At 64.6% G+C, this 19,334-nt stretch carries 15 protein-coding genes; 6 read left to right on the top strand and 9 right to left on the bottom strand.

Translation table 11 applies throughout. From position 1 onward, the window contains the following. The first annotated feature begins 3 nt into the window (after positions 1-3). From NKI58_RS19840 to NKI58_RS19820, 5 genes are all read left to right on the top strand, one after another. Entirely contained in the window at positions 4-846 is an 843-nt protein-coding gene (locus NKI58_RS19840) for an ABC transporter ATP-binding protein (protein ID WP_352617546.1), read from the top strand. After that, positions 833-1,684 carry an ABC transporter permease gene (locus NKI58_RS19835; protein ID WP_352644799.1) on the top strand — a complete coding sequence of 284 codons (852 nt, stop codon included), beginning with the start codon at positions 833-835 and terminating at the stop codon, positions 1,682-1,684. The genes NKI58_RS19840 and NKI58_RS19835 overlap by 14 nt, the downstream gene beginning before the upstream one ends. A 17-nt stretch (positions 1,685-1,701) precedes the next feature. After that, positions 1,702-3,000, top strand: coding sequence for a cytosine deaminase (locus NKI58_RS19830; protein ID WP_023676546.1), 1,299 nt, complete (start codon positions 1,702-1,704; stop codon positions 2,998-3,000). Further along, positions 3,000-4,397 (top strand): FAD-binding oxidoreductase, encoded by a 1,398-nt coding sequence (locus tag NKI58_RS19825; protein ID WP_352617684.1) that lies wholly within the window; start codon positions 3,000-3,002, stop codon positions 4,395-4,397. Before NKI58_RS19830 ends, NKI58_RS19825 begins: the two co-directional genes overlap by 1 nt. 207 nt (positions 4,398-4,604) lie before the next feature. Then, positions 4,605-5,186, top strand: coding sequence for an NAD(P)H-dependent oxidoreductase (locus NKI58_RS19820; RefSeq protein WP_023676544.1), 582 nt, complete (start codon positions 4,605-4,607; stop codon positions 5,184-5,186). Positions 5,187-5,400: 214 nt separating this feature from the next. Here the strand turns inward: NKI58_RS19820 and NKI58_RS19815 are convergent, their stop codons facing one another. The 5 genes from NKI58_RS19815 to NKI58_RS19795 all read right to left on the bottom strand — a co-directional run bounded on the left by NKI58_RS19815 (position 5,401) and on the right by NKI58_RS19795 (position 13,073). Then, complete coding sequence (locus NKI58_RS19815; RefSeq protein ID WP_352786985.1) at positions 5,401-7,875, bottom strand: GcvT family protein; 2,475 nt, start codon at positions 7,873-7,875, stop codon at positions 5,401-5,403. Further along, the gene (locus tag NKI58_RS19810) at positions 7,872-9,053 is read right to left on the bottom strand and encodes a pyridoxal phosphate-dependent aminotransferase (RefSeq protein ID WP_352568962.1); all 1,182 of its coding nucleotides are present in this window, start codon (positions 9,051-9,053) and stop codon (positions 7,872-7,874) included. Before NKI58_RS19810 ends, NKI58_RS19815 begins: the two co-directional genes overlap by 4 nt. Beyond that, positions 9,053-9,952, bottom strand: coding sequence for a homocysteine S-methyltransferase family protein (locus tag NKI58_RS19805; protein WP_352786984.1), 900 nt, complete (start codon positions 9,950-9,952; stop codon positions 9,053-9,055). The genes NKI58_RS19810 and NKI58_RS19805 overlap by 1 nt, the downstream gene beginning before the upstream one ends. Then, entirely contained in the window at positions 9,949-12,402 is a 2,454-nt protein-coding gene (locus tag NKI58_RS19800; protein ID WP_352786983.1) for a GcvT family protein, read from the bottom strand. Before NKI58_RS19800 ends, NKI58_RS19805 begins: the two co-directional genes overlap by 4 nt. Positions 12,403-12,479: 77 nt before the next feature. After that, on the bottom strand, positions 12,480-13,073 hold the full coding sequence (locus NKI58_RS19795) for a helix-turn-helix domain-containing protein (protein ID WP_031211731.1): 594 nt from the start codon (positions 13,071-13,073) through the stop codon (positions 12,480-12,482). A 270-nt stretch (positions 13,074-13,343) separates the two neighbouring features. On the opposite strand from NKI58_RS19795, the gene NKI58_RS19790 reads away from it, so the two are divergent. Next, entirely contained in the window at positions 13,344-14,042 is a 699-nt protein-coding gene (locus NKI58_RS19790) for a nitroreductase (protein WP_352452121.1), read from the top strand. A gap of 19 nt (positions 14,043-14,061) precedes the next feature. Here the strand turns inward: NKI58_RS19790 and NKI58_RS19785 are convergent, their stop codons facing one another. The 4 genes from NKI58_RS19785 to NKI58_RS19770 are packed head-to-tail and all read right to left on the bottom strand — an operon-like array spanning position 14,062 to position 19,202. Beyond that, complete coding sequence (locus NKI58_RS19785) at positions 14,062-14,649, bottom strand: sarcosine oxidase subunit gamma (protein ID WP_352786982.1); 588 nt, start codon at positions 14,647-14,649, stop codon at positions 14,062-14,064. Then, a complete protein-coding gene (locus NKI58_RS19780; RefSeq protein WP_352826910.1) occupies positions 14,642-17,638 on the bottom strand; it encodes a sarcosine oxidase subunit alpha in 2,997 nt (998 codons plus the stop codon). The genes NKI58_RS19785 and NKI58_RS19780 overlap by 8 nt, the downstream gene beginning before the upstream one ends. Continuing rightward, entirely contained in the window at positions 17,635-17,931 is a 297-nt protein-coding gene (locus NKI58_RS19775; RefSeq protein WP_023676536.1) for a sarcosine oxidase subunit delta, read from the bottom strand. Before NKI58_RS19775 ends, NKI58_RS19780 begins: the two co-directional genes overlap by 4 nt. A gap of 11 nt (positions 17,932-17,942) precedes the next feature. Next, a complete protein-coding gene (locus NKI58_RS19770; RefSeq protein ID WP_352826921.1) occupies positions 17,943-19,202 on the bottom strand; it encodes a sarcosine oxidase subunit beta in 1,260 nt (419 codons plus the stop codon). Between the last annotated feature and the right edge of the window lie 132 nt (positions 19,203-19,334).

The raw sequence follows: 19,334 nt of genomic DNA, 5'->3' as shown, positions 1-19,334 counted from the left end.
GCCGTGAAGCTGGAGAAAGTGGCGCAACAGCCAGGAAGCGTATCGGGGCCGACGCTGTTGGCGCTGCGTGGCGTCGGCAAGGTTTTTTCCAACGGCGTCACCGCGCTCAGCAATGTCGAGCTGACGATCCGGGAGGGCGATTTCCTCAGCCTGCTCGGGCCGTCGGGCTGCGGCAAATCGACGGCGCTGCGGCTGATTGCGGGCCTGTCGACGCCGACCTCGGGCGTGCTCGACTGGCGCGGCAGCGGCGCCCTCGAGCGTTCGACTATCGGCGACCGTTCAAATATCGGCTTCGTCTTCCAGGAGCCGACGCTGCTGCCCTGGGCCGACGTCTTCGACAATGTCTGGCTGCCGCTGCGGCTGAAGGGCGTGTCGCGTGCCAAGGCGGCGCCGGCGGTGATGGAGATGCTGGCGCGGGTTCACCTGACCGGCTTCGAGAATGCCGTGCCGCGCGAACTGTCCGGCGGCATGAAGATGCGCGTCTCTATCGCCCGCGCCATGGTAACCAAGCCGCGCATTCTGTTGATGGACGAGCCGTTCGCCGCACTCGACGAGATCACCCGCTTCAAGCTCAACAACGACCTTCTCGAGCTATGGCAGGATGAGCGTTTTACCGTCGTTTTCGTCACCCACAGCGTCTTCGAAAGCGTATTCCTCTCCAACCGCATCGTCGTCATGGCGGCGCGGCCGGGCCGGGTGTTTGCCGAGCTTGCCGTCGATGCATCCTATCCGCGCGACGAGGCGTTTCGCACCTCGCCCGACTATGCCGCGCTCTGCCGCCAGGCATCCGACGTGCTGATCGGCGCCATCAACTCAACTGCCGGACCGCATCATGACGGCCATTGAAGAACCAGTCCTGGCGCTCGACCCGGAGGAGGCGCGCCGCGTCCGCCAGGAGCGCTTCGAGCGCATCGGCAGATGGCTGCTGCCGCTGGCGATCATGATCCTGGCCATCTGGCTGTGGGACCGCGTCTGTGTCTGGAACGACATTCCGAAATACATCCTGCCGCGCCCCGGCGTGGTGTTGCAGACGCTGCACGACGATGCCGGGCTGCTGTTCTCCTCGCTGCTGGTGACACTCAGGATCACCTTCTTGAGCCTGCTTCTCGCCGTGGTCGGCGGTGTCGGGCTGGCAGTGCTGTTCGCTCAGTCGAAATGGGTGGAGATGTCGTTCTTTCCGTTCGCCATCGTGCTGCAGGTGACGCCGATCGTCGCGATCTTTCCGCTGATCAATATCTATGTCGACAACCAGACGACGAAGCTTTTGCTTTGCGCCTGGATCGTCGCCTTCTTTCCGATCCTCTCCAACACCACGCTCGGCCTCAATTCCGTCGATCGCAATTTGCGCGACATGTTCAAGCTCAACGGCGCGACCCGCTGGCAGCAATTGCGCTATCTGCGGCTGCCGGCGGCGATGCCTTATTTCCTCGGCGGGCTGAAGATCGCCGGCGGCCTGTCGCTGATCGGCTCGGTGGTGGCCGAGTTCGTCGCCGGCGCCACCGGCCAGTCGTCCGGCCTCGCCTCGCGCATCATCGAGGCCGGCTACCGGCTCAACGCACCAAGACTGTTCGCGGCGCTGATCCTGATCTCGCTCACCGGCATCCTGATCTTCCTGGTGCTGTCGCTGATTTCGCATCTCATTTTGCGGCGCTGGCACGAGAGCGCGCTGAGGCAGGAGCGGTGATGGTGAGCAGCGCCGCCTTGATACCAGCTTCTGGTTCCTACCATCTTTCCAACGTCCGGCTTCACGCGTCGCTGACGCCGGGGCTTGCGGCTGCCTTTGGCGCCGACGGATTTGCGCTCGCGGACGTTGCCGTCGCCGATGGCAAGATCTCCGGGATTACGGCGCATCGATCCAACGCACCGGCGGACGCCACCGATCTCGGCGGCCGCATCGTGCTGCCGTGCTTTGTCGACTGCCACACCCATATCGACAAGGGCCATATCTGGCCCCGAAAGCCCAACCCGGACGGCACCTTCATGGCCGCTTTGAACGCCACCGGCGCCGACCGCGCGGCGCGCTGGAGCGCCGACGACGTTGCCCGCCGCATGGATTTTTCGCTGCGCTGCGCCTACGCGCACGGCACCAGGGCGCTGCGCACGCATCTCGACAGCGTCGCGCCGCAGGAAGAGATCTCCTGGCCGGTGTTCGAGACGATGCGGGAGAAATGGCGCGGCCGCATCGAGCTGCAGGCGGCCTGCCTGCTCGGCATCGAGGGCGTGCGCGACAGGAAATGGTTCGAGAGGCTGGCCAAACGGGTGGCTGCCGCCAAGGGTGTCCTCGGCGTCGTCACCTATATGGTGCCGGATCTCGAAGAACTGCTCGACCAGGTGTTTGCGCAGGCGATCAAGCATGGCCTCGACCTCGATTTCCACGCCGACGAGACCGACGATGTCTCGGCGATCTCGCTGAAGAAAATCGCCGAAGCAGCCCTTTGGAACGGTTTTGACGGGAACATCCTGGTCGGCCATTGCTGCTCGCTGGCACGCCAGCCCGACCTCGACGTGCTCGACACGCTGGATAAGGTCGCCAAGGCCGGCTTGGCGGTGGTGTCGCTGCCGATGTGCAATCTCTATCTGCAGGACCGGCGAGGCGACAGGACAACGCCGCGCTGGCGCGGGGTGACGCTGCTGCACGAGATGAAGGCGCGCGGCATTGCCGTCGCCGTCGCCTCCGACAATACGCGCGACCCGTTCTACGCCTATGGCGATCTCGACATGCTGGAGGTCTATCGCATGGCGACGCGCGTCCTGCATCTCGACCATCCCGTCGCGGACTGGCCGCAAGCTGTCACCGCAACGCCGGCCAAGGTGATGCGGCTCGATAATTTCGGCACGCTTGCCGCCGGAGCGCCGGCCGATTTCGTCGTCTTCAGGGGGCGAAGCTGGACGGAATTGCTGTCGCGGCCCGAATCGGATCGCATCGTCGTGCGCGACGGGCATGCGATCGAGCGCCAGCTGCCCGATTATGCCGAACTCGATGATCTGATGGTGGAATGATGGATATTGCGGCGCTCAAGCGCGACCTGGACGGCCTCAAGGTCGATGACCATCCGGCCATCGTCCAGCAGAAGAGCCGCGACTTCTACTGGTACAGCCCGGTGCTGAAGCAGCAGCTCGAGCACGTCACCGGTGACCTGATCGTGACGCCGAAAACCGAAGACGAGGTCGTCCGCATTCTCGCCGCCTGCCACCGGCACGGCGTCCCGGTGACGCCGCGCGGCAGTGGCACCGGCAATTACGGGCAGGCGATGCCACTGTCCGGCGGCGTGGTGCTCAATCTCGCCGAGATGAACGCGGTCAAGATGATCGCGCCGGGCCGTGTCGTCACCGGCCCCGGCGCCGTGCTCGCCGACATCGACAGAGCGACGCGGGCGCATTCCGGCCAGGAGCTCCGCATGTCGCCGTCGACCTACAACACCGCATCGATCGGCGGCTTCGTCGCCGGCGGCTCCGGCGGCATCGGTTCGATCCGCTGGGGCGGACTGCGCGACCTCGGCAACGTCATCCGGCTGAGGACCGTGACGATGGAGGCTGAGCCGCGGGTCATGGAGCTCACCGGCGAGGACGTGCTGAAGGTGATGCACGCCTACGGCACCAACGGCATCATCACCGAAGTCGAGATGCCTCTGACCGCCAGCTATGACTGGATCGACGTCATCGTCGGCTTCGACGATTTCATGGATGCGGCTGGCTTCGGCAACGATCTCGCCATCCAGGACGGCATATTGGCGAAACTGATCACGCCGATCGCAGCACCCATCCCCTACGATTACTTCAAGCGCCACCAGCGGTTTTTCCGGCGCGGCCAAAGCATCGTCGTCTTGATGATCGCGCCGCATGCGATGGATGCCTTCCTCGCCTTCACGGCGCGCAGCAAGGGCGAGATCGTGTTTCGCGCCGACAAGGAGGCCGATCTCAAAGGGCTGCCGCCGGCCTATGAGCTGACCTGGAACCACACGACGCTGCGTGCCATCCGGGTCGATCCGACGATCACCTATCTGCAGACCCGCTATCCGTCGCCGGACCACCTCGGCCACGTCAAGGCGATGGTCGACCGCTTCGGCGACGAGGTGCCGGCGCATCTCGAGTTCATCCGCTTCGACGGCGCCATCGGCATCGCCGGGCTGCCGCTGGTCCGCTTCACCACGGCGGAGCGGCTCGACGAGATCATCCGCATCCACGAGGACAATGGCTGCTGGATCTTCAACCCGCACCGCTACACGCTGGAAGAAGGCGGCATGAAGCGCACCGACGAGGTGCAGCTCGCCTTCAAGCGCGAAACCGACCCGCAAGGGCTGCTCAATCCAGGCAAGATGATCGCCTGGGAAAACCCGGACTATGATTATCGCTCCGGCAAGTCGTTCCTGTTCAAGGGGCTGGAGAAGGCGGGTTGAGACGATGACGGGCGAGTGGCGCTGTACCCCCCTCTGGCCTGCCGGCCATCTCCTCAAGGGGGGAGATTGGCAGTTCCATCGTCTCGACCATCTTCCAACGTCGTCAACTGGCGAAAGCGATACTGACAGCCGATCTCCCCACTTGGGGGGGAGATGCCCGGCAGGGCAGAGGGGGGTGCTTGGTGCCGACTTGCGAGATGTTCTCCTGTGAACGTCTTCGTCCTCTACGCTCATCCTGTGGAGACCAGCTTCAACGCCGATCTGCACCGGACGATCATCGAGCGGCTGAAGGCCGCCGGCCATGTCGTCGACGACTGCGATCTCTATGCGGAGGGTTTCGATCCCAGGCTGACGCGGGCCGAACGGCTGTCCTATCACGACGAACGCAGCGACGGCGATCCGGCGTCAGCCTATGTCGAGCGCTTACTGCGGGCCGAGGCGCTGGTGCTGTCGTTTCCGGTGTGGAACTTCGGCTATCCGGCCATTTTGAAAGGCTTTTTCGATCGCGTCTTCCTGCCCGGCGTGTCGTTCAAGCTGGTCAACGGCAAGGTGCAGCCGTCGCTGCACAACATTCACAAGGTCGCGGCGGTCACCACCTATGGCGGCAGCCGGTTCCGCGCCATGCTGATGGGCGACCCGCCGCGCAAGCTGGTCAATCGGGTGCTGCGCGCCACCATCAAGCCTGGCGGGTCGGTCTCCTATCTCGCGCATTACTCGATGAACCTGTCGACGAACGAGACGCGGACGAAATTCATCGCGAAGGTCGCTGCCAAGATGGACGCGTTCTGACGCGGGAGGGGACTTTTCCTTCTCCCCTTGTGGGAGAAGGTGGATCGGCGCGTAGCGCCGAGCCGGATGAGGGGTGCTGGAAGAAACGCGGCGTGGGAAGATTGGGACGGGAGCGCTAAACGCTAATTCCGTTGAGGTAGCGATCCTTCCAACACCCCTCATCCGACCGAGCTTCGCTCGGCCACCTTCTCCCACAAGGGGAGAAAGAAAAGAGTTACATCCGCACCCGTTCCGATTTCGGATCGTACATCGGCTTGAGCGAGGCCTCGGCGGCAAAGCGCTCGCCGGCGATCTCGATTTCGTAGGACGACGCCAGGACGTCCGCCTCGCTCTCGCCCTTGCAAGTCACGTAGCCAAGCCCGATCGCGCCGCCGAGATGATGGCCGTAATTGCCCGAGGTGATCGGGCCGACGATCGTGCCGTCGCGCAGGATCGCCTCATTGTGGAAGAGCAGCGGCTCGGGGTCGTTCAGGCGGAACTGCACCAGCCGGCGTGACAGGCCGGTTTCTTTCTTCGTCAGCACCGCATCGCGGCCAAGGAATTCGCCCTTGGCCGTTTTCACCGCGAAACCCAGCCCGGCCTCCAGCACATTGTCCTCGTCGGTGATGTCGTGGCCGAAATGCCTGAAGGCCTTTTCGATGCGGCAGGAATCCAGCGTATGCAGGCCGCATAGCTTCAGGCCGGCGTCAGTGCCGGCTTCCGCGATCGCTTCGAAGACATGGGCAGCCTGGTCGGTCGAGACATAAAGCTCCCAGCCGAGTTCGCCGACATAGGTGACGCGGTGAGCGCGGGCCAGGCCCATGCCGATCTCGATCTCCTGAAACGTCCCGAACGGGTTGTTCTCGTTGGAGAAATCGTTCGGGCTCACCTTTTGGATCAGCTTTCTCGAATCCGGGCCCATCAGGCAAAGCACGGCTTCGGCCGCCGTCACATCGGTGATGACGACGAACTCGTCGGCAAGGTGTTTTCTCAGCCAGGCCAGGTCGCGTTGCAGCGTCGCACCGGGCACGACGAGCAAGAAGGTCGTTTCGGACAGTCGCGAGACGGTGAGATCGCTCTCGATGCCGCCGCGCTGGTTGAGCATCTGGGTATAGACGATCTTGCCCGGCGCCACGTCCACGTCGTTGGCGCAGAGCCTTTGCAGGAAGGCGCAGGCATCGCGGCCTTCGACACGGATCTTGCCGAACGAAGTCATGTCGAACAGGCCGACGCCGTTCCTGATCGCAAGATGTTCCTCGCGCTGGTTGTCGAACCAGTTCTGCCGCTTCCAGGAATAGCGGTATTCGCGCTCCTGGCCGGGCCTAGCGAACCAGTTGGCGCGCTCCCAGCCGGCGACCTCGCCGAACACGGCGCCGCGCGCCTTCAGATGTTCGTGCAGCGGCGAGCGCCTTATGTTCCGCGAGGTCGCCATCTGCCGGTAGGGGAAATGATCGGCGTAGAGCAGGCCGAGCGTTTCGGAGACGCGCTCTTTGAGATAGCGGCGGTTCTTCTGGAACGGCTGGGCGCGGCGGATGTCGACCTCCCAGAGGTCGAAAGGCGCCTCGCCGTCATTGATCCATTGCGCCAGCGCCATGCCGGCGCCGCCGGAGGAGACGATGCCGATCGAATTGTAGCCGGTCGCCATCCAGTAGCCGGAAAGCTCCGGCGCCTCGCCGAGATAATAGCGATCGTCGGGGGTAAAACTCTCGGGGCCGTTGAAGAAGGTGTGGATGCCGGCGGTGGCCAGCATCGGCATGCGGTTGACGCCCATTTCCAGAATCGGCTCGAAATGGTCCATGTCCTGCGGCAACTGGTCGAAGCAGAAATCCTCGCTTATGCCGTTCATGCCCCAGGGTTTGGCCACCGGCTCGAAAGCGCCGAGCATCATCTTGCCGGCATCTTCCTTGTAGTAGGCGCACTCGTCCGGCACGCGCAGCACCGGCAGGCGGGAGAGCCCGGCGATCGGTTCGGTAACGAGATAGAAATGTTCGCAGGCGTGCAACGGGATGGTGACGCCGTTCTGGGTGCCAAGTTCGCGTGCCCACATGCCGGCGCAGTTTACGACGATATCGGCCTCGATCAGGCCTTGCTCGTCGCCCTGCGCCCAGGAAACGCCGGTGACGCGGCCGGCCCTGGTATGCACCTTGGTCACCTTGACGTTCTCGACGATCGTTGCACCGCGCTGGCGCGCGCCCTTGGCCAACGCCATGGCGATATTGGCCGGATCGCACTGGCCGTCGAGCGGCAGGTGCACGGCGCCGACCACATCGGATACATTGAGATGCGGATACATCTGTTTGACTTCATCAGGCGAAATCTCGCGCACGTCGACATCGAAGGCGCGGGCGAGAGACGCCTGCCGATAGATCTCGTGCTTGCGCTCCTCGGTCAGCGCCACGGTGATCGATCCGACCTGGCGCATGCCGGTGCCGACATCGGTCTCTGCCTCAAGCTTGACGTAGAGATCGGCCGAGTATTTCGCCAGCCGCGTCATGTTCTGTGAGCCGCGCAGCTGGCCGATCAGGCCGGCGGCGTGCCATGTCGTGCCCGAGGTCAGCTGCTTGCGCTCGAGCAGCACGATATCGGTCCAGCCGAGCTTGGCCAGATGATAGGCGACCGAGCAGCCGGAGACGCCGCCGCCGATGATGACCGCCCTCGCTTTGGGAGGAATGGCCTTGGTCGGAATGGTTTTGGTGGGTGAGGCGCTCATGCGGCCTCACGGCGATAGAAGGAGGCGAAGCGGCGCAGGCGTGTGGCGGCCTCCATCAGCACCGGCTCAGGCTGGCAGAGGCTGAAGCGGATGTGGCCGGCTGCAGCCTCGCCGAAGCTCGAGCCGGGCATGACGCCGACCTTCTCCTGGTCGAGGAAGGCCCAGGCGAATTTTTCGTCGTCCGGCTCGATCGCCGATATGTCGAGCATGACGTACATGCCGCCTTCGGAGCCGCGCACAGTGATGTTGTTCATACCGCGCATGGCATCGAGGACGACGGTGCGCCTCGCGGCGTAGCGCTCGGCGATCTCCTTGACGCCGTAGCCATTTTCGAGCGCCTCGGCGCAGGCGAGGCTGATGAAGGCCGGCAGGCCGTAGGTCATCACCAGATTGAGGTCGGTCAACAGCGAGACCATTGATTCCGGCCCGGTCAGCCAGCCCATGCGCCAGCCGGTCATGCCGTGGCTCTTCGACATCGAATTGATGACCAGCGTGCGTTCCGCCATGCCGGGCAGCGAGCGTGGTGAGACGTGCTCGCCGCCGCCCAGCGTCCAGTAGACCTCGTCCGACAGCAGCCATAGGTCATGCTCGCGGCAGATCTGCGCCAGACCTTCCAGGCGCTCTCGCGAATAGACGGCGCCCGTGGGGTTGTTCGGCGTGTTGATCAGGATGGCGCGGGTGTTCGGCCGAAGGGCGGCGCGAATGTCGGCGGCGCGCGGCTGAAAGCCGTCCTCGGCGGGGGTCTCGACGACGCTGAACTCGGCGCCCGCCGCACTGAAGGTGTTGGGATAGGTGGCGTAATAGGGCGCGACGACGATGGCATGGTCGCCTTGGTCGAGAACCGCTTGAATGGCCGCGTAAAGCGCGGCCTGCCCGCCCGGCGTGGCGATGACCTGGTCGGGATTTGTCGCAACGCCGGTGCACAGCGTCGAAGCCGCCGCCATCGCCTTGCGCAGGCGCGGAACGCCGGCAAGCGGCGTGTAGTGGTGATTGCTGGCGCGAACCGCCGTCACGCAGGCTTCGATCGTCTCGCTCGGCGTGTCGAAATCGTGGTCGCCGACCGACAGCATGATGATGTCCTCGCCTGCCTGCTTGCGCGCCCAGGCAGCGGAATGAACCTCCCAGCCATCCTTGCCCGAAGGCACGATGCCGGAAATGCGCGATGATGGCCTGGGCATTATGCTGCTCCCGAAATCTCATAACCGGCCTGTTCGAGCCGGTCGCGCAGCGCGGCGATGTGGGCCGGTCCGACTTCGCAGCAGCCGCCGACGATGCCGGCGCCGGCCTCGACCCAGCCGACCGCCTGGCCGGCATAGGCATCCGGATCAAGGTCGTGGCGGGCGTGCAGCACTTCCACGGTACCGCCATGCTTGAGCGCCTCAATCGAGGTGAAGCCGTTGGCATAAGCGCCGACCGGACCGCCGAGAGCGATCAGTTCGGGCAGCGCTGCAGCGATCGCTTCGGGCCGGCAGCAATTGATCAGCCGGGCCGCGACGGGCAGGCCGGCAAGAGCGCCCGACGCCGCCGCAATGGCTTCGCCGCTGCGCAGGCGCGGCGCGCCGTGGTCGGCAAGCGTCCACGACACCCATACGGGCTTGCCGCTTTCCGACGCCGCGGCGACGGCGGCGCGCGCCTCTTCGGCCGACGCCATGGTTTCGCACAGAAACAGATCGACGCCGTCCGCCTGCTCGGCAACGATACGGCGATAGATGTCGAGCGTATCCTGGAAGGATATCGTCAGCGCCGGCGCATAGCTGCCGAACAGCGGCGACAGGCAGCCGGCGATCGCCGCGTCGCCGGCCTGGTCGCGGGCTTGCCTTGCCAGTTCGATGCCGCGCTTCTGCAGCGGCTTGAACAGCTCTTCCGCGCCTTCGCGTGCCAGCCGCTCCGGCGTGGCTGAATAGGTGTTGATGGTGATGACGCGGGCGCCGGCGCGGATGAATTCCGCATGCAGGTCGCGCACCAGATCCGGTTCGTCGATCAGCACCCTGGCCGACCACAGCGGGGTCGGCTCGGAGCTGCTGCGGCGGACCAGCTCCTGGCCCATGCCGCCATCGGTAAGGATGACAGTCTTCATGCTCTGAGCCTCTCGTTCTTTGGATCCCATAATGGCTCATCCTTCTGCACGACCGCCCGAAAACGTTCGCCGAAGATCTCGATCTCGACCGCGGTTCCCGGCTCGGTGAGGTCGGCGCGCAGCATGCCGAGCGCGATCGACTTGTCGATGCGATGACCCCAGCCGCCGGATGTCGTCTCGCCGACGATGCGGCCGTCATGCCACAGCGTCGACATGGTGGGCGCATCGCAGTCGCCGGGGTTTTCGACGACCAGCGTGACGAAGCGCTTCTTGATGCCCTGCTGCTTCTCGTTCTGAAGCGCCGCCTTGCCGCGGAAGTCGGGCTTGTCCCATCTGACGAAGCGCTCCAGCCCGCCCTGCAGGATCGAATAGTCGGTCGACAGGTCGCCCTTCCAGGTGCGGTAACCTTTTTCGAGCCGCAGCGAATCCAGCGCGTACATGCCGAACGGTTTCAGGCCGTGCTTCTGGCCAGCTGCCCAGAGGGTGTCGAAGATCGCTGCGGTATCGTCGACCTTGCTGTGGATTTCCCAGCCGAGTTCGCCCGCGAAGGACACGCGCACCAGCTTTGCCCAACGTCCGGCGATACTGGTCTCCTGATGCGTCAGCCAGGGCAGGGTGAGGTCAGCCGCGCAGAGTTCGGCGACGATTTTTCGCGAGTTGGGGCCGGCGAGGATCTGGGTGGAGTATTCCTCCGTCCTGTCGATCAGCTTGAATGTGGCGTCCTTCGGGATGCGCGACTTCAGCCATTCGAAATCATGCCACTGAGCCACAGCGGCGGTGATCAGCGTCATCAGGTTCTCGTCGTGGCGGACCACCGACATTTCGGTGACGATGCGGCCCTTGTCGTCGGCAAAATAGACGAGGCCGATGCGGCCGGGTTTCGGCACCAGGCCTGTCACCTGGAGGCTCAGCCATTCGGCGGCACCCGGACCGTCGAGATTGAAACGGGAGAACCCCGGCAGGTCCAGAATGCCGGCGGCATCGCGGACGGCGAGGCATTCCTCGCGCACACGATGCTGCCACGGCCCGTCGCGGCGGAAAGTCAGCGTGGATTCTTCGGAGATGTCGTCGCCTGGCTTCGCATACCAGGTGGCGCGTTCCCAGCCATTATAGGCGTCGAACCGGGCGCCGAGTGCCTTGATGCGGTCGTGGAGCGGCGACAGCTTGCGGTCGCGCCCGGCCGGCCAGGCATGGCGTGGGAACTGGATGGCATATTCGTTGCCGTAGATCTCCATGCCCTTGGCGACGCAATAATCCGGGGCCGAGGCAAAAGCGGTGAAACGGCGCGGATCGCACGACCACATGTCCCATTCGGTCTGGCCCTCGGTCACCCATTCGGCCAGCACCTTGCCGGCGCCGCCGCCCTGGGCGATGCCGAAGGTAAAGATGCAGGCCTCGAAGGCGTTGGGCACGCCGGGCATCGGGCCGATCAGCGGGTTGCCGTCCGGCGCATAGGGGATCGGCCCGTTGATGACCTTGGACAGGCCGGCGGTGCCGAGGATCGGCACGCGGGCGACAGCATCGGCCAGGTATTGTTCCAGCCGGTCGAGATCGTCGGGAAACAGCTGGAACGAAAAGTCGTCGGGCATTGGGTCTTTGTGGCCGACCCAGTGGGCGCGGCAATTGCGCTCATAGGGGCCGAGATTCATGCCGTTCTTTTCCTGGCGCAGATAATATGACGTATCGACGTCGCGCAGCAGCGGCAGCTTCTTGCCCGGTTCCTTCGACCACGCCGCCAGTTCGGGGATTTCCTCGAACAGGATGTATTGATGGCTCATCACCATCATCGGCACCTCGCGACCGAACATCCTGCCGACCTCGGCGGCGCGGTAGCCGGCGGCGTTGACGACGATCTCGCAGCGGATCTCGCCTTGCGCTGTCTCGACCACCCACTCGTCGTTGTCGCGGCGCACGCCGGTGACCGGACAGAAGCGGATGATCTTCGCGCCCATGTCACGCGCGCCCTTGGCCAGTGCCTGGGTCAATTGCGCTGGATCGATATCGCCATCATTCGGATCGTAGAGCGCGCCTTTCAGCTCATGGGTCTCGATGAAGGGGTAACGGCGCTTGATCTCGTCGAGCCCGACCACGTCGATATCCATGCCCTGGTAGCGGCCCATGCCCTTGGCGCGCTGGAATTCCTGCATGCGCTCCGCGCTATGGGCTAGCCTGAGCGAGCCGGTGACGTGGTAGTTCATGGGATAGCGGACCTCGTCGGCCAGCCGGCGATAGAGCTCGGTCGAATAACGCTGCATGTTCATCAGCGACCATGACGAGGAGAAAGTCGGCACGTTGCCGGCGGCATGCCAGGTCGAGCCGGAGGTCAGCTCGTTCTTCTCCAGAAGCACGCAGTCGGTCCAGCCCGCCTTCGCGAGATGGTAGAGCGAGGAGGCGCCGACGGCACCACCTCCGATGATCACAACGCGTGCCGTGGTCGGCAAACCGGCCATGTTCTTCTCCGACTATTTGTTTTGATGCATGTCGTTGTCCCAAAACCGCCACGCACTTTTGGGCGACATGCATTCGTTCAATAGACAGGCGGCGAAACCACCCAGATGACGACAGCCGGCTCGGCTCCAGGATTGCGCCATCGGAACGGCTTGCCGTCGAAGCGGAAGGAGTCGCCTTCGCCAAGCCGGTGCCAGATGCCAGCAATTTCGATGTCGAAACTGCCCGAAGCGACGTAGCCGGCTTCCTCGGTCGGCCGGCGCGCCTCGGCCTTCATCTCGGCACCCGGAGCGAAGACCGAACGCAGCATCTCGAAGCTACCGCCGAGATCGGGCGACAGAAGCTCCTCCACCAGGCCGGAATCGCTTGTGCCAAGCGTGCGCCGGTTGCCGGCGCGCACGACCACGCCGCGCTCGGTCTCGACAGGCACGTCATGGCTGAAGAACAGGCTGACCGGCACGCCGAACAATTCGGCGAAGGCCCTGAGATCGCCGAGCGACGGGACCGACAGACCGCGCTCGACCTGGCTGACCCAGCCGACGGAACGGCCGAGCTTCAGTGCGATTTCAGCAAGCGTCAAGCCGCGCGCCTTGCGCAACGCGCGAATGTCGCCGGCCAGCAGCCGTTCGCCGCTGTCCTGTTCCGATCTGGCGGCGGTTGAGGGCAAAGCCATCCCTGTCTCGGTGAAAAATTCCCAGCAAATTTTCATTTGATGGCGGGTTCATGAAAAAATCAAGAGGATTTTCACGCAACCACAAGATTTACTTGCGCCATTTTGACGGTTCGGGCAAAGGCTCGGCGCACGAGCGGCGAGTGGGGCGTCCGGTCGAGGCGGGTAGGCTATCGGGCGTTCAAAAAGACGCGCAAGGATGCTCCATCACTTCTAGTCGGCGCATGATCCTTCCGGAAAATCGGTTCGGGATCACACGCAAAAGGACGGCCCATGCTGGAAAACAACTCCCGGATTGCGGCGGCGATCGTCGATGACGCGATCACCTCGCGGCGGTCGGTACGCGCCTTCTTGCCCGATATGGTCGACGACGAGACCATCCGCGATATTCTCGCCGTTGCCGCGCGCGCGCCCTCAGGCACCAATATGCAACCCTGGAAAGTCTATGTGACCAAGGGCGAGGTCAAGCAGCGCATCACCGACGCCATCCTCAGCTCGGGCATCCGCGCCGAAAAGGCCGAGTGGGACGAGTACCGCTACTATCCCGACCAGTTCTTCGAACCCTATCTGACGCGACGGCGGGCCAACGGCTTCGGCCTCTACGGCGTGCTCGGCATCGGCCGGCGCGAGGTCGACAGGATGCGTGCGCAGCACGACCGCAACTTCGTCTTCTTCGACGCGCCGGTCGGCATGATCTTCACCGTCGACCGGCGGCTGAACAAGGGGTCGTGGATCGACTACGGCATGTTCCTGCAAAACATCATGGTCGCCGCGCGGGGCAGGGGCCTGCACACCTGTCCGCAAGCCGCCTTCGCGCCCTATCACCGGCAGATCAGGCCGGTGCTCAACATTCCCGACGAGGAGATCGTCGTCTGCGGCATGGCGCTCGGCCATGAGGATACGTCCAAGCCCGAAAATGCCTTCCGCACCGACCGCGCGCCGCTGGAAGAGTGGGTGACGTTCGCGGAGTGACGTGAAGCGCCGTCCGGCTCTACTGCACTTCGTAGCCGACTTCCTCGCTCGCATGGCAGAGCGCTTTCCAGAACGAGCGGGCAAACGAGCGGAACACATAGATGTCGAACTGATCGGCGCCGGTGCGCTGGATCTGCGCGAAGATGTCGTGATGCATGGTCGAGCGGCCGGCGCCGATCGGGAAGGCCGGCAGCGCGAAGTCGATGGCGAAGAATTTCGCCAGCACCCACTCGGCCTTCGGCCCGGCGATACGGATCGCGGTGCGGCCGTGCGAAAGGTCGGTCACCGTACCGATGGCCGAAGTGACGACACTGGCAAAGGCCGGCGCCAATCCCTCGGCTTCATCGACCACAGTGAACTTTCCCGGCGCAAAGCCGAACACCGACCTGGCGCCGTTCGTCACACCGCCACCGGCGCCGTCGGGCAAAGCCAGGCCGGTGACCGCATGGATGCCGGCCATCAACGTCTTCTCCTCGCCGGGCCAGGCGGCGAGCTGCAGGATCGAACCCGGCCTGGTTTCGGAGAGGATGATTTCGACACCATGCTCGAAATTGCCATGCGAGCCCGGATGCAGCACCGGCTCAAGCGGTGATTGGCGTTCAACCATGCATGCGGCTCCCGTCCGGATCGAAGAAATGGTTGGAGACGATCTCGACCGGCCCGAACCGGTTGCGCAACGGGTCGGAAACGTAGGCACGCGAGCCGCGCCGCGCCTTGCCGCCCTTGACCAGGGCAAGCGCGATATATTTGCCGAGCGCCGGCGAATAGCAGCAGGCGGTGATGTGGCCAAGCGAGCCGTGCGGATTGGCTTCGTCAAGCTCCTCGACGATGTGTGCGCCGCCGTTGAGCGGCTGGTTGTCGAGCGAAACAATACCGACGAGTTCCAGGCGGTCGGGCGCGATCAGCCCCTCGCGGTCCATCATCGCCGAACCGATGAACGGCTTCTTCTTCGACAGCATCCAGTCGAGATGCAGGTCGCGTGCCGTGGTACGGCCGTCGATCTCGGCACCGGTGACGTGGCCTTTCTCGATGCGCATGGTGCCCAGCGCCTCCAGCCCGTAGGTCACCAGCCCGAACGGCTTGCCGGCTTCGATCAGCGCCTCCCAGACATGGGTGCCGTAGCCGGCGCCGGAATAGACCTCGAAGGCCATTTCGCCGGAGAAGGACAGCCGGCAGATCATCACCTGCACGCCGGCGATTTCGCCGTGGACGATGCCCATGAAGGGCAGGGCGGCATTGTCGACGGCGGTGCCGCTGACGCAAGCAGCCAGTATCTGCCTTGCCTTCGGCCCACCGAGGGCGGCACCGGCCCATTGGTCGGTCACCGAGGTGACGTGGACCTTCAGCGCCGGCCAGATCACGTCGAGGAAATATTCCAGATGCTGCATCACCTTGCCGGCATTGGCGGTGGTGGTGGTCATCAGGAAATCCTGCTCGCCGAGGCGCCACGTGGTGCCGTCGTCAAAGGCGAGACCGTCCTCGCGCAGCATCAGCCCGTAGCGCGCCTTGCCGACGGCCAGCGTCGAAAACATGTTGGTGTATACGCGGTCGAGGAATTCCGCCGCGTCGGGGCCTTGCACCGCGATCTTGCCCAATGTCGAGACATCGACGGTGCCGGCGCTCTCGCGCGTGGCTCTCGCTTCGCGCACATAGGCCTGCTCGATCGTCTCGCCGGGATGGCCGTAGATCATCGGCCGATACCACAGGCCGGCGGAATACATGGTGGCGCCGTTGGCGACGTGCCAGTCATGCATCGGCGTCAGCCGCTCGGGCTTCAGATCGCCGAAGCGTTCGGCGGCTAGCGAGCCGATCGACACCGCCGAAAAGGGCGGGCGAAAGCGCGTCGTGCCGACCTGCGGGATCGGCTTGCCGAGCGCCTCGGCCATGATGGCCAGGCTGGGTATGTTGGAGCTCTTGCCCTGGTCGGTTGCCATGCCGAGCGTGGTGTAGCGCTTCAGATGCTCGACCGAGACGAAGCCTTCGCGATGCGCCAGCCGCACGTCATCCGCCGTCACGTCATGCTGGAAGTCGACGAAGCTTTTTCCTTCGGCCTTGATCTCGAACACCGGCGCCGGATCGGGATCGCCAGGTGCTGCCTCGACGGCAGGCAAGGCCGCCGGCGTGGCGGTTGCGCCCGCAGCGGAAAGACCGGCGGCGCGACCTTCGGCGATCGCCTCGGCGGTGGAGAAACTGCCGGTGAAGGCGCCGGCGCCGATCCATTGCCGTGTCGTCGGCTTGGGCGGCAGGAACGCTTGCAATGCTTCGTTCCATTCCGCTTTGGCTCCGGCCTGGCTGGCCAGATGAATGGTCGGCGACCAGCCGCCCGACATCAATAGGCAATCGGCGTGGATGCTGCGCGCATCGCCGGAAAGCGCGCCGTTGACCACGTCGAAGCGCTGCACCTTGAAGCCGGAAAGCGCCTTGCCGCCCTCGGTGGCGATCACCGCGCGGCCAGAAAGGATCTCGGCCTCCGCTTCGCCGGCCAGCTTGCGCATTTCGCTCGAAAGTTCTGGGCGCACGTCGACGATGGCGACGACGACGGCGCCGGCCTTCTTCAGCGCAAGCGCGGAGCGATATGCGCTGTCATTGTTGGTGAACAGCGCGACCCTGTCGCCCGGCAGCACGCCATATTCATTGGCAAAACGCTCGGCAGCATGCGCCAGCATTACGCCTGGCCGATCATTGCCTGGAAAGACCAGCGGACGCTCCAGGGATCCGGTGGCCAGCACCACCGACCTGGCGCGGATCGTCCAGTAGCGATGGCGCGATTCGCCCTTGCCGGGCGTTTCCTTGTGGTCGGTGACACGTTCGAGCGCGGCAAGCGTGTTGCCGTCATAATAGCCCCAGACGGTGGTGCGCGGCAGCAGGCGGATATTGTCACGGCCTTCGAGCTGGCCAGCGGCGCGCGCTGCCCAGTCGGCGGCCGGCATGCCATCGATCGTCTCGCCCGACCAATTGGCCGAGCCGCCGAAATGCGGCTCGAGCTCGGCCAGGATGACGCGTGCACCCTGATCGGCAGCCGCCCTGGCGGCCATCAGCCCCGCCGGGCCGGAGCCGACTACCAGCACATCGCAAAACGCGTTCATGCGTTCGTAGCGCGCCGTATCGGGAGCCGTGCCTGCCTTGCCCAGGCCGGCGGCACGGCGGATGAAATGCTCACAGAACATCCAGAAGCGAGTGCCCTTCAGCGGACCGATCACCGGTCCCATGAAGGTCTTGTAGTAGAAGCCGGCCGACAAAAGCTTGCCGCCGAGCTGGTTCACGGCACTGACGTCCCAGGCAAGCGAAGGGAAGCGGTTCTGGCTGATTGCGGCCAGCCCGTCATAAATCTCGACCATTGTGGCGGGGATGTTCGGCTCGCGAACCTCGCCCCTCAACACTGTGACCAGCGCGTTCGGTTCCTCGACGCTGGCGGTCAGCACGCCGCGCGGGCGGTGATATTTGAACGAACGCCCAAACAGGGTGACGCCGTTGGCCAGCAGCGCCGAAGCCAGCGTGTCGCTGGCATGGCCGGTATAAGGCGCGCCGTCGAAGGTGAAACGGATGGTCCGCAGCCGGTCGATGCGGCCCCCGGCCTCTGTACGGCGCGGGCTCATGGCTTGTCCTCGGCCCGGTGCCGCGCAACCGAGTTGTGGTCGCCGCGCGCGAACGCGGTGCTGGAGATCTCGTGCGTCAGCGTGTTGCGCACGACCCTGAGATGGGCGCGGCAGCCGCCGGAATGCTGCCAGATCTCATTGTGGTCGCCGGCTGGATTAAGCCGATCGTAGACATAGGCGTTCCAGGCGTCGAGGTTCTGCGAGGCGGGCTGTGGGCGCTGGCGATTGCCGTCGCCCTGATAGGTGAATTCGATCACGTCGCGCGGGCCGCAATAGGGGCAGGTGATGAGCATGGATCTCTAACCTAATGCAGCCGGGGCGTGGCGCCCTGGCCCTTGTCGTCGATCACCAGGCCACGGTAGAAGCGGTCGAGCGCGAAGGCCGCGTTGAGACCGTGCGGCTCGTCCTTGGCAATGGTCCAGGCAAAGCACCAGCCGGAAGCCGGCGTCGCCTTGAAGCCGCCATAGCACCAGCCGCAGTTGAGATACATGCCCGGCAGCGGACCGGTGGTGATGATTGGCGAGCCGTCCATCGACATGTCGCAGACGCCGCCCCATGAGCGCAGCATGCGGACACGGGCCAGCCCAGGGAACAGCGCCAGCATCTCGCTCATCACCTCGTCGACGATCGGCAGGCTGCCGCGTTGGGCGTAGCTGTTGTAGCCGTCGAGATCGCCGCCATAGACAAGGCCGCCCTTGTCCGATTGCGACATATAGAAATGGCCCATGCCGAAGGTCAGGACCGTATCGATGAACGGTTTTAGCGATTCCGTGACGAAGGCCTGCAGCACGTGGCTCTCGATCGGCATCGTCTCGATGCCGGCAAGCCGCATGACCCGCCCGGTGCTGCCGGCAACCGCGACCGCTACCTTTTTTGCGCGGATTTCGCCACGCGTTGTCGTGACGCCGGTGATGCGGTCGCCGTCGCGCAGGAAGCCGGTGACCTCGCAATTTTCGATGATGTCGACGCCGCGGCGATCTGCGCCGCGCGCATAGCCCCAGGCGACGGCGTCGTGGCGGGCGGTGCCGGCGCGCCGCTGCATCAGGCCACCGACGATCGGGAAACGCGCGGTGGCTGAGACGTCGAGCGCCGGCACCAGGCGCGCGATTTCGGCCGTGGTCATCAGTTCGGCGTCGACGCCGAGATGGCGCATGGCGTTGCCGCGCCGGGCATAGTCGTCGAGCTGAGCAGGTGTGTGGGCGAGGTTCAGGCAGCCGCGCTGCGAGAACATGACGTTGTAGTTGAGGTCATGGGCCAGGTTCTCCCACAGCTTCATCGAATGCTCGTAAAAGCGCGTGTTGGCCGGCAGGAGATAGTTGGAACGGACCGCCGTGGTGTTGCGGCCGACATTGCCGGAACCGAGCCAGCCCTTCTCCAGCACCGCGACATTGGTGATGCCGTGCTCCTTGGCGAGATAGTAAGCGGTCGACAGGCCATGGCCGCCGCCGCCGATGACGATCACGTCGTAGGACGCCTTCGGGTCGGGCTTGCGCCAGGCCGGCTTCCAGTCCTTGTTTCCGGTCAGCGCGTTCTTGAGAAGCGAAAAGGCCGAATATTCCGCCATTCTTATTGTCATCCATTTCAGGCTTTGCGGCAGACTATAGAGCAGGCCGCCAACGCAAAGCCAAGATTGCGCCATCGCTTTTCGACTCCCCGACTTCGACTGGATTGGCCGACTTCGACTCGATTGGCCGAC

The organism is Mesorhizobium sp. M0522, from assembly GCF_040321085.1.
Classification (GTDB): Bacteria; Pseudomonadota; Alphaproteobacteria; order Rhizobiales; family Rhizobiaceae; genus Mesorhizobium.
The sequence above is the reverse complement of the archived record's forward strand: the minus strand, read 5'-3'. Positions and strand labels throughout refer to the sequence as shown.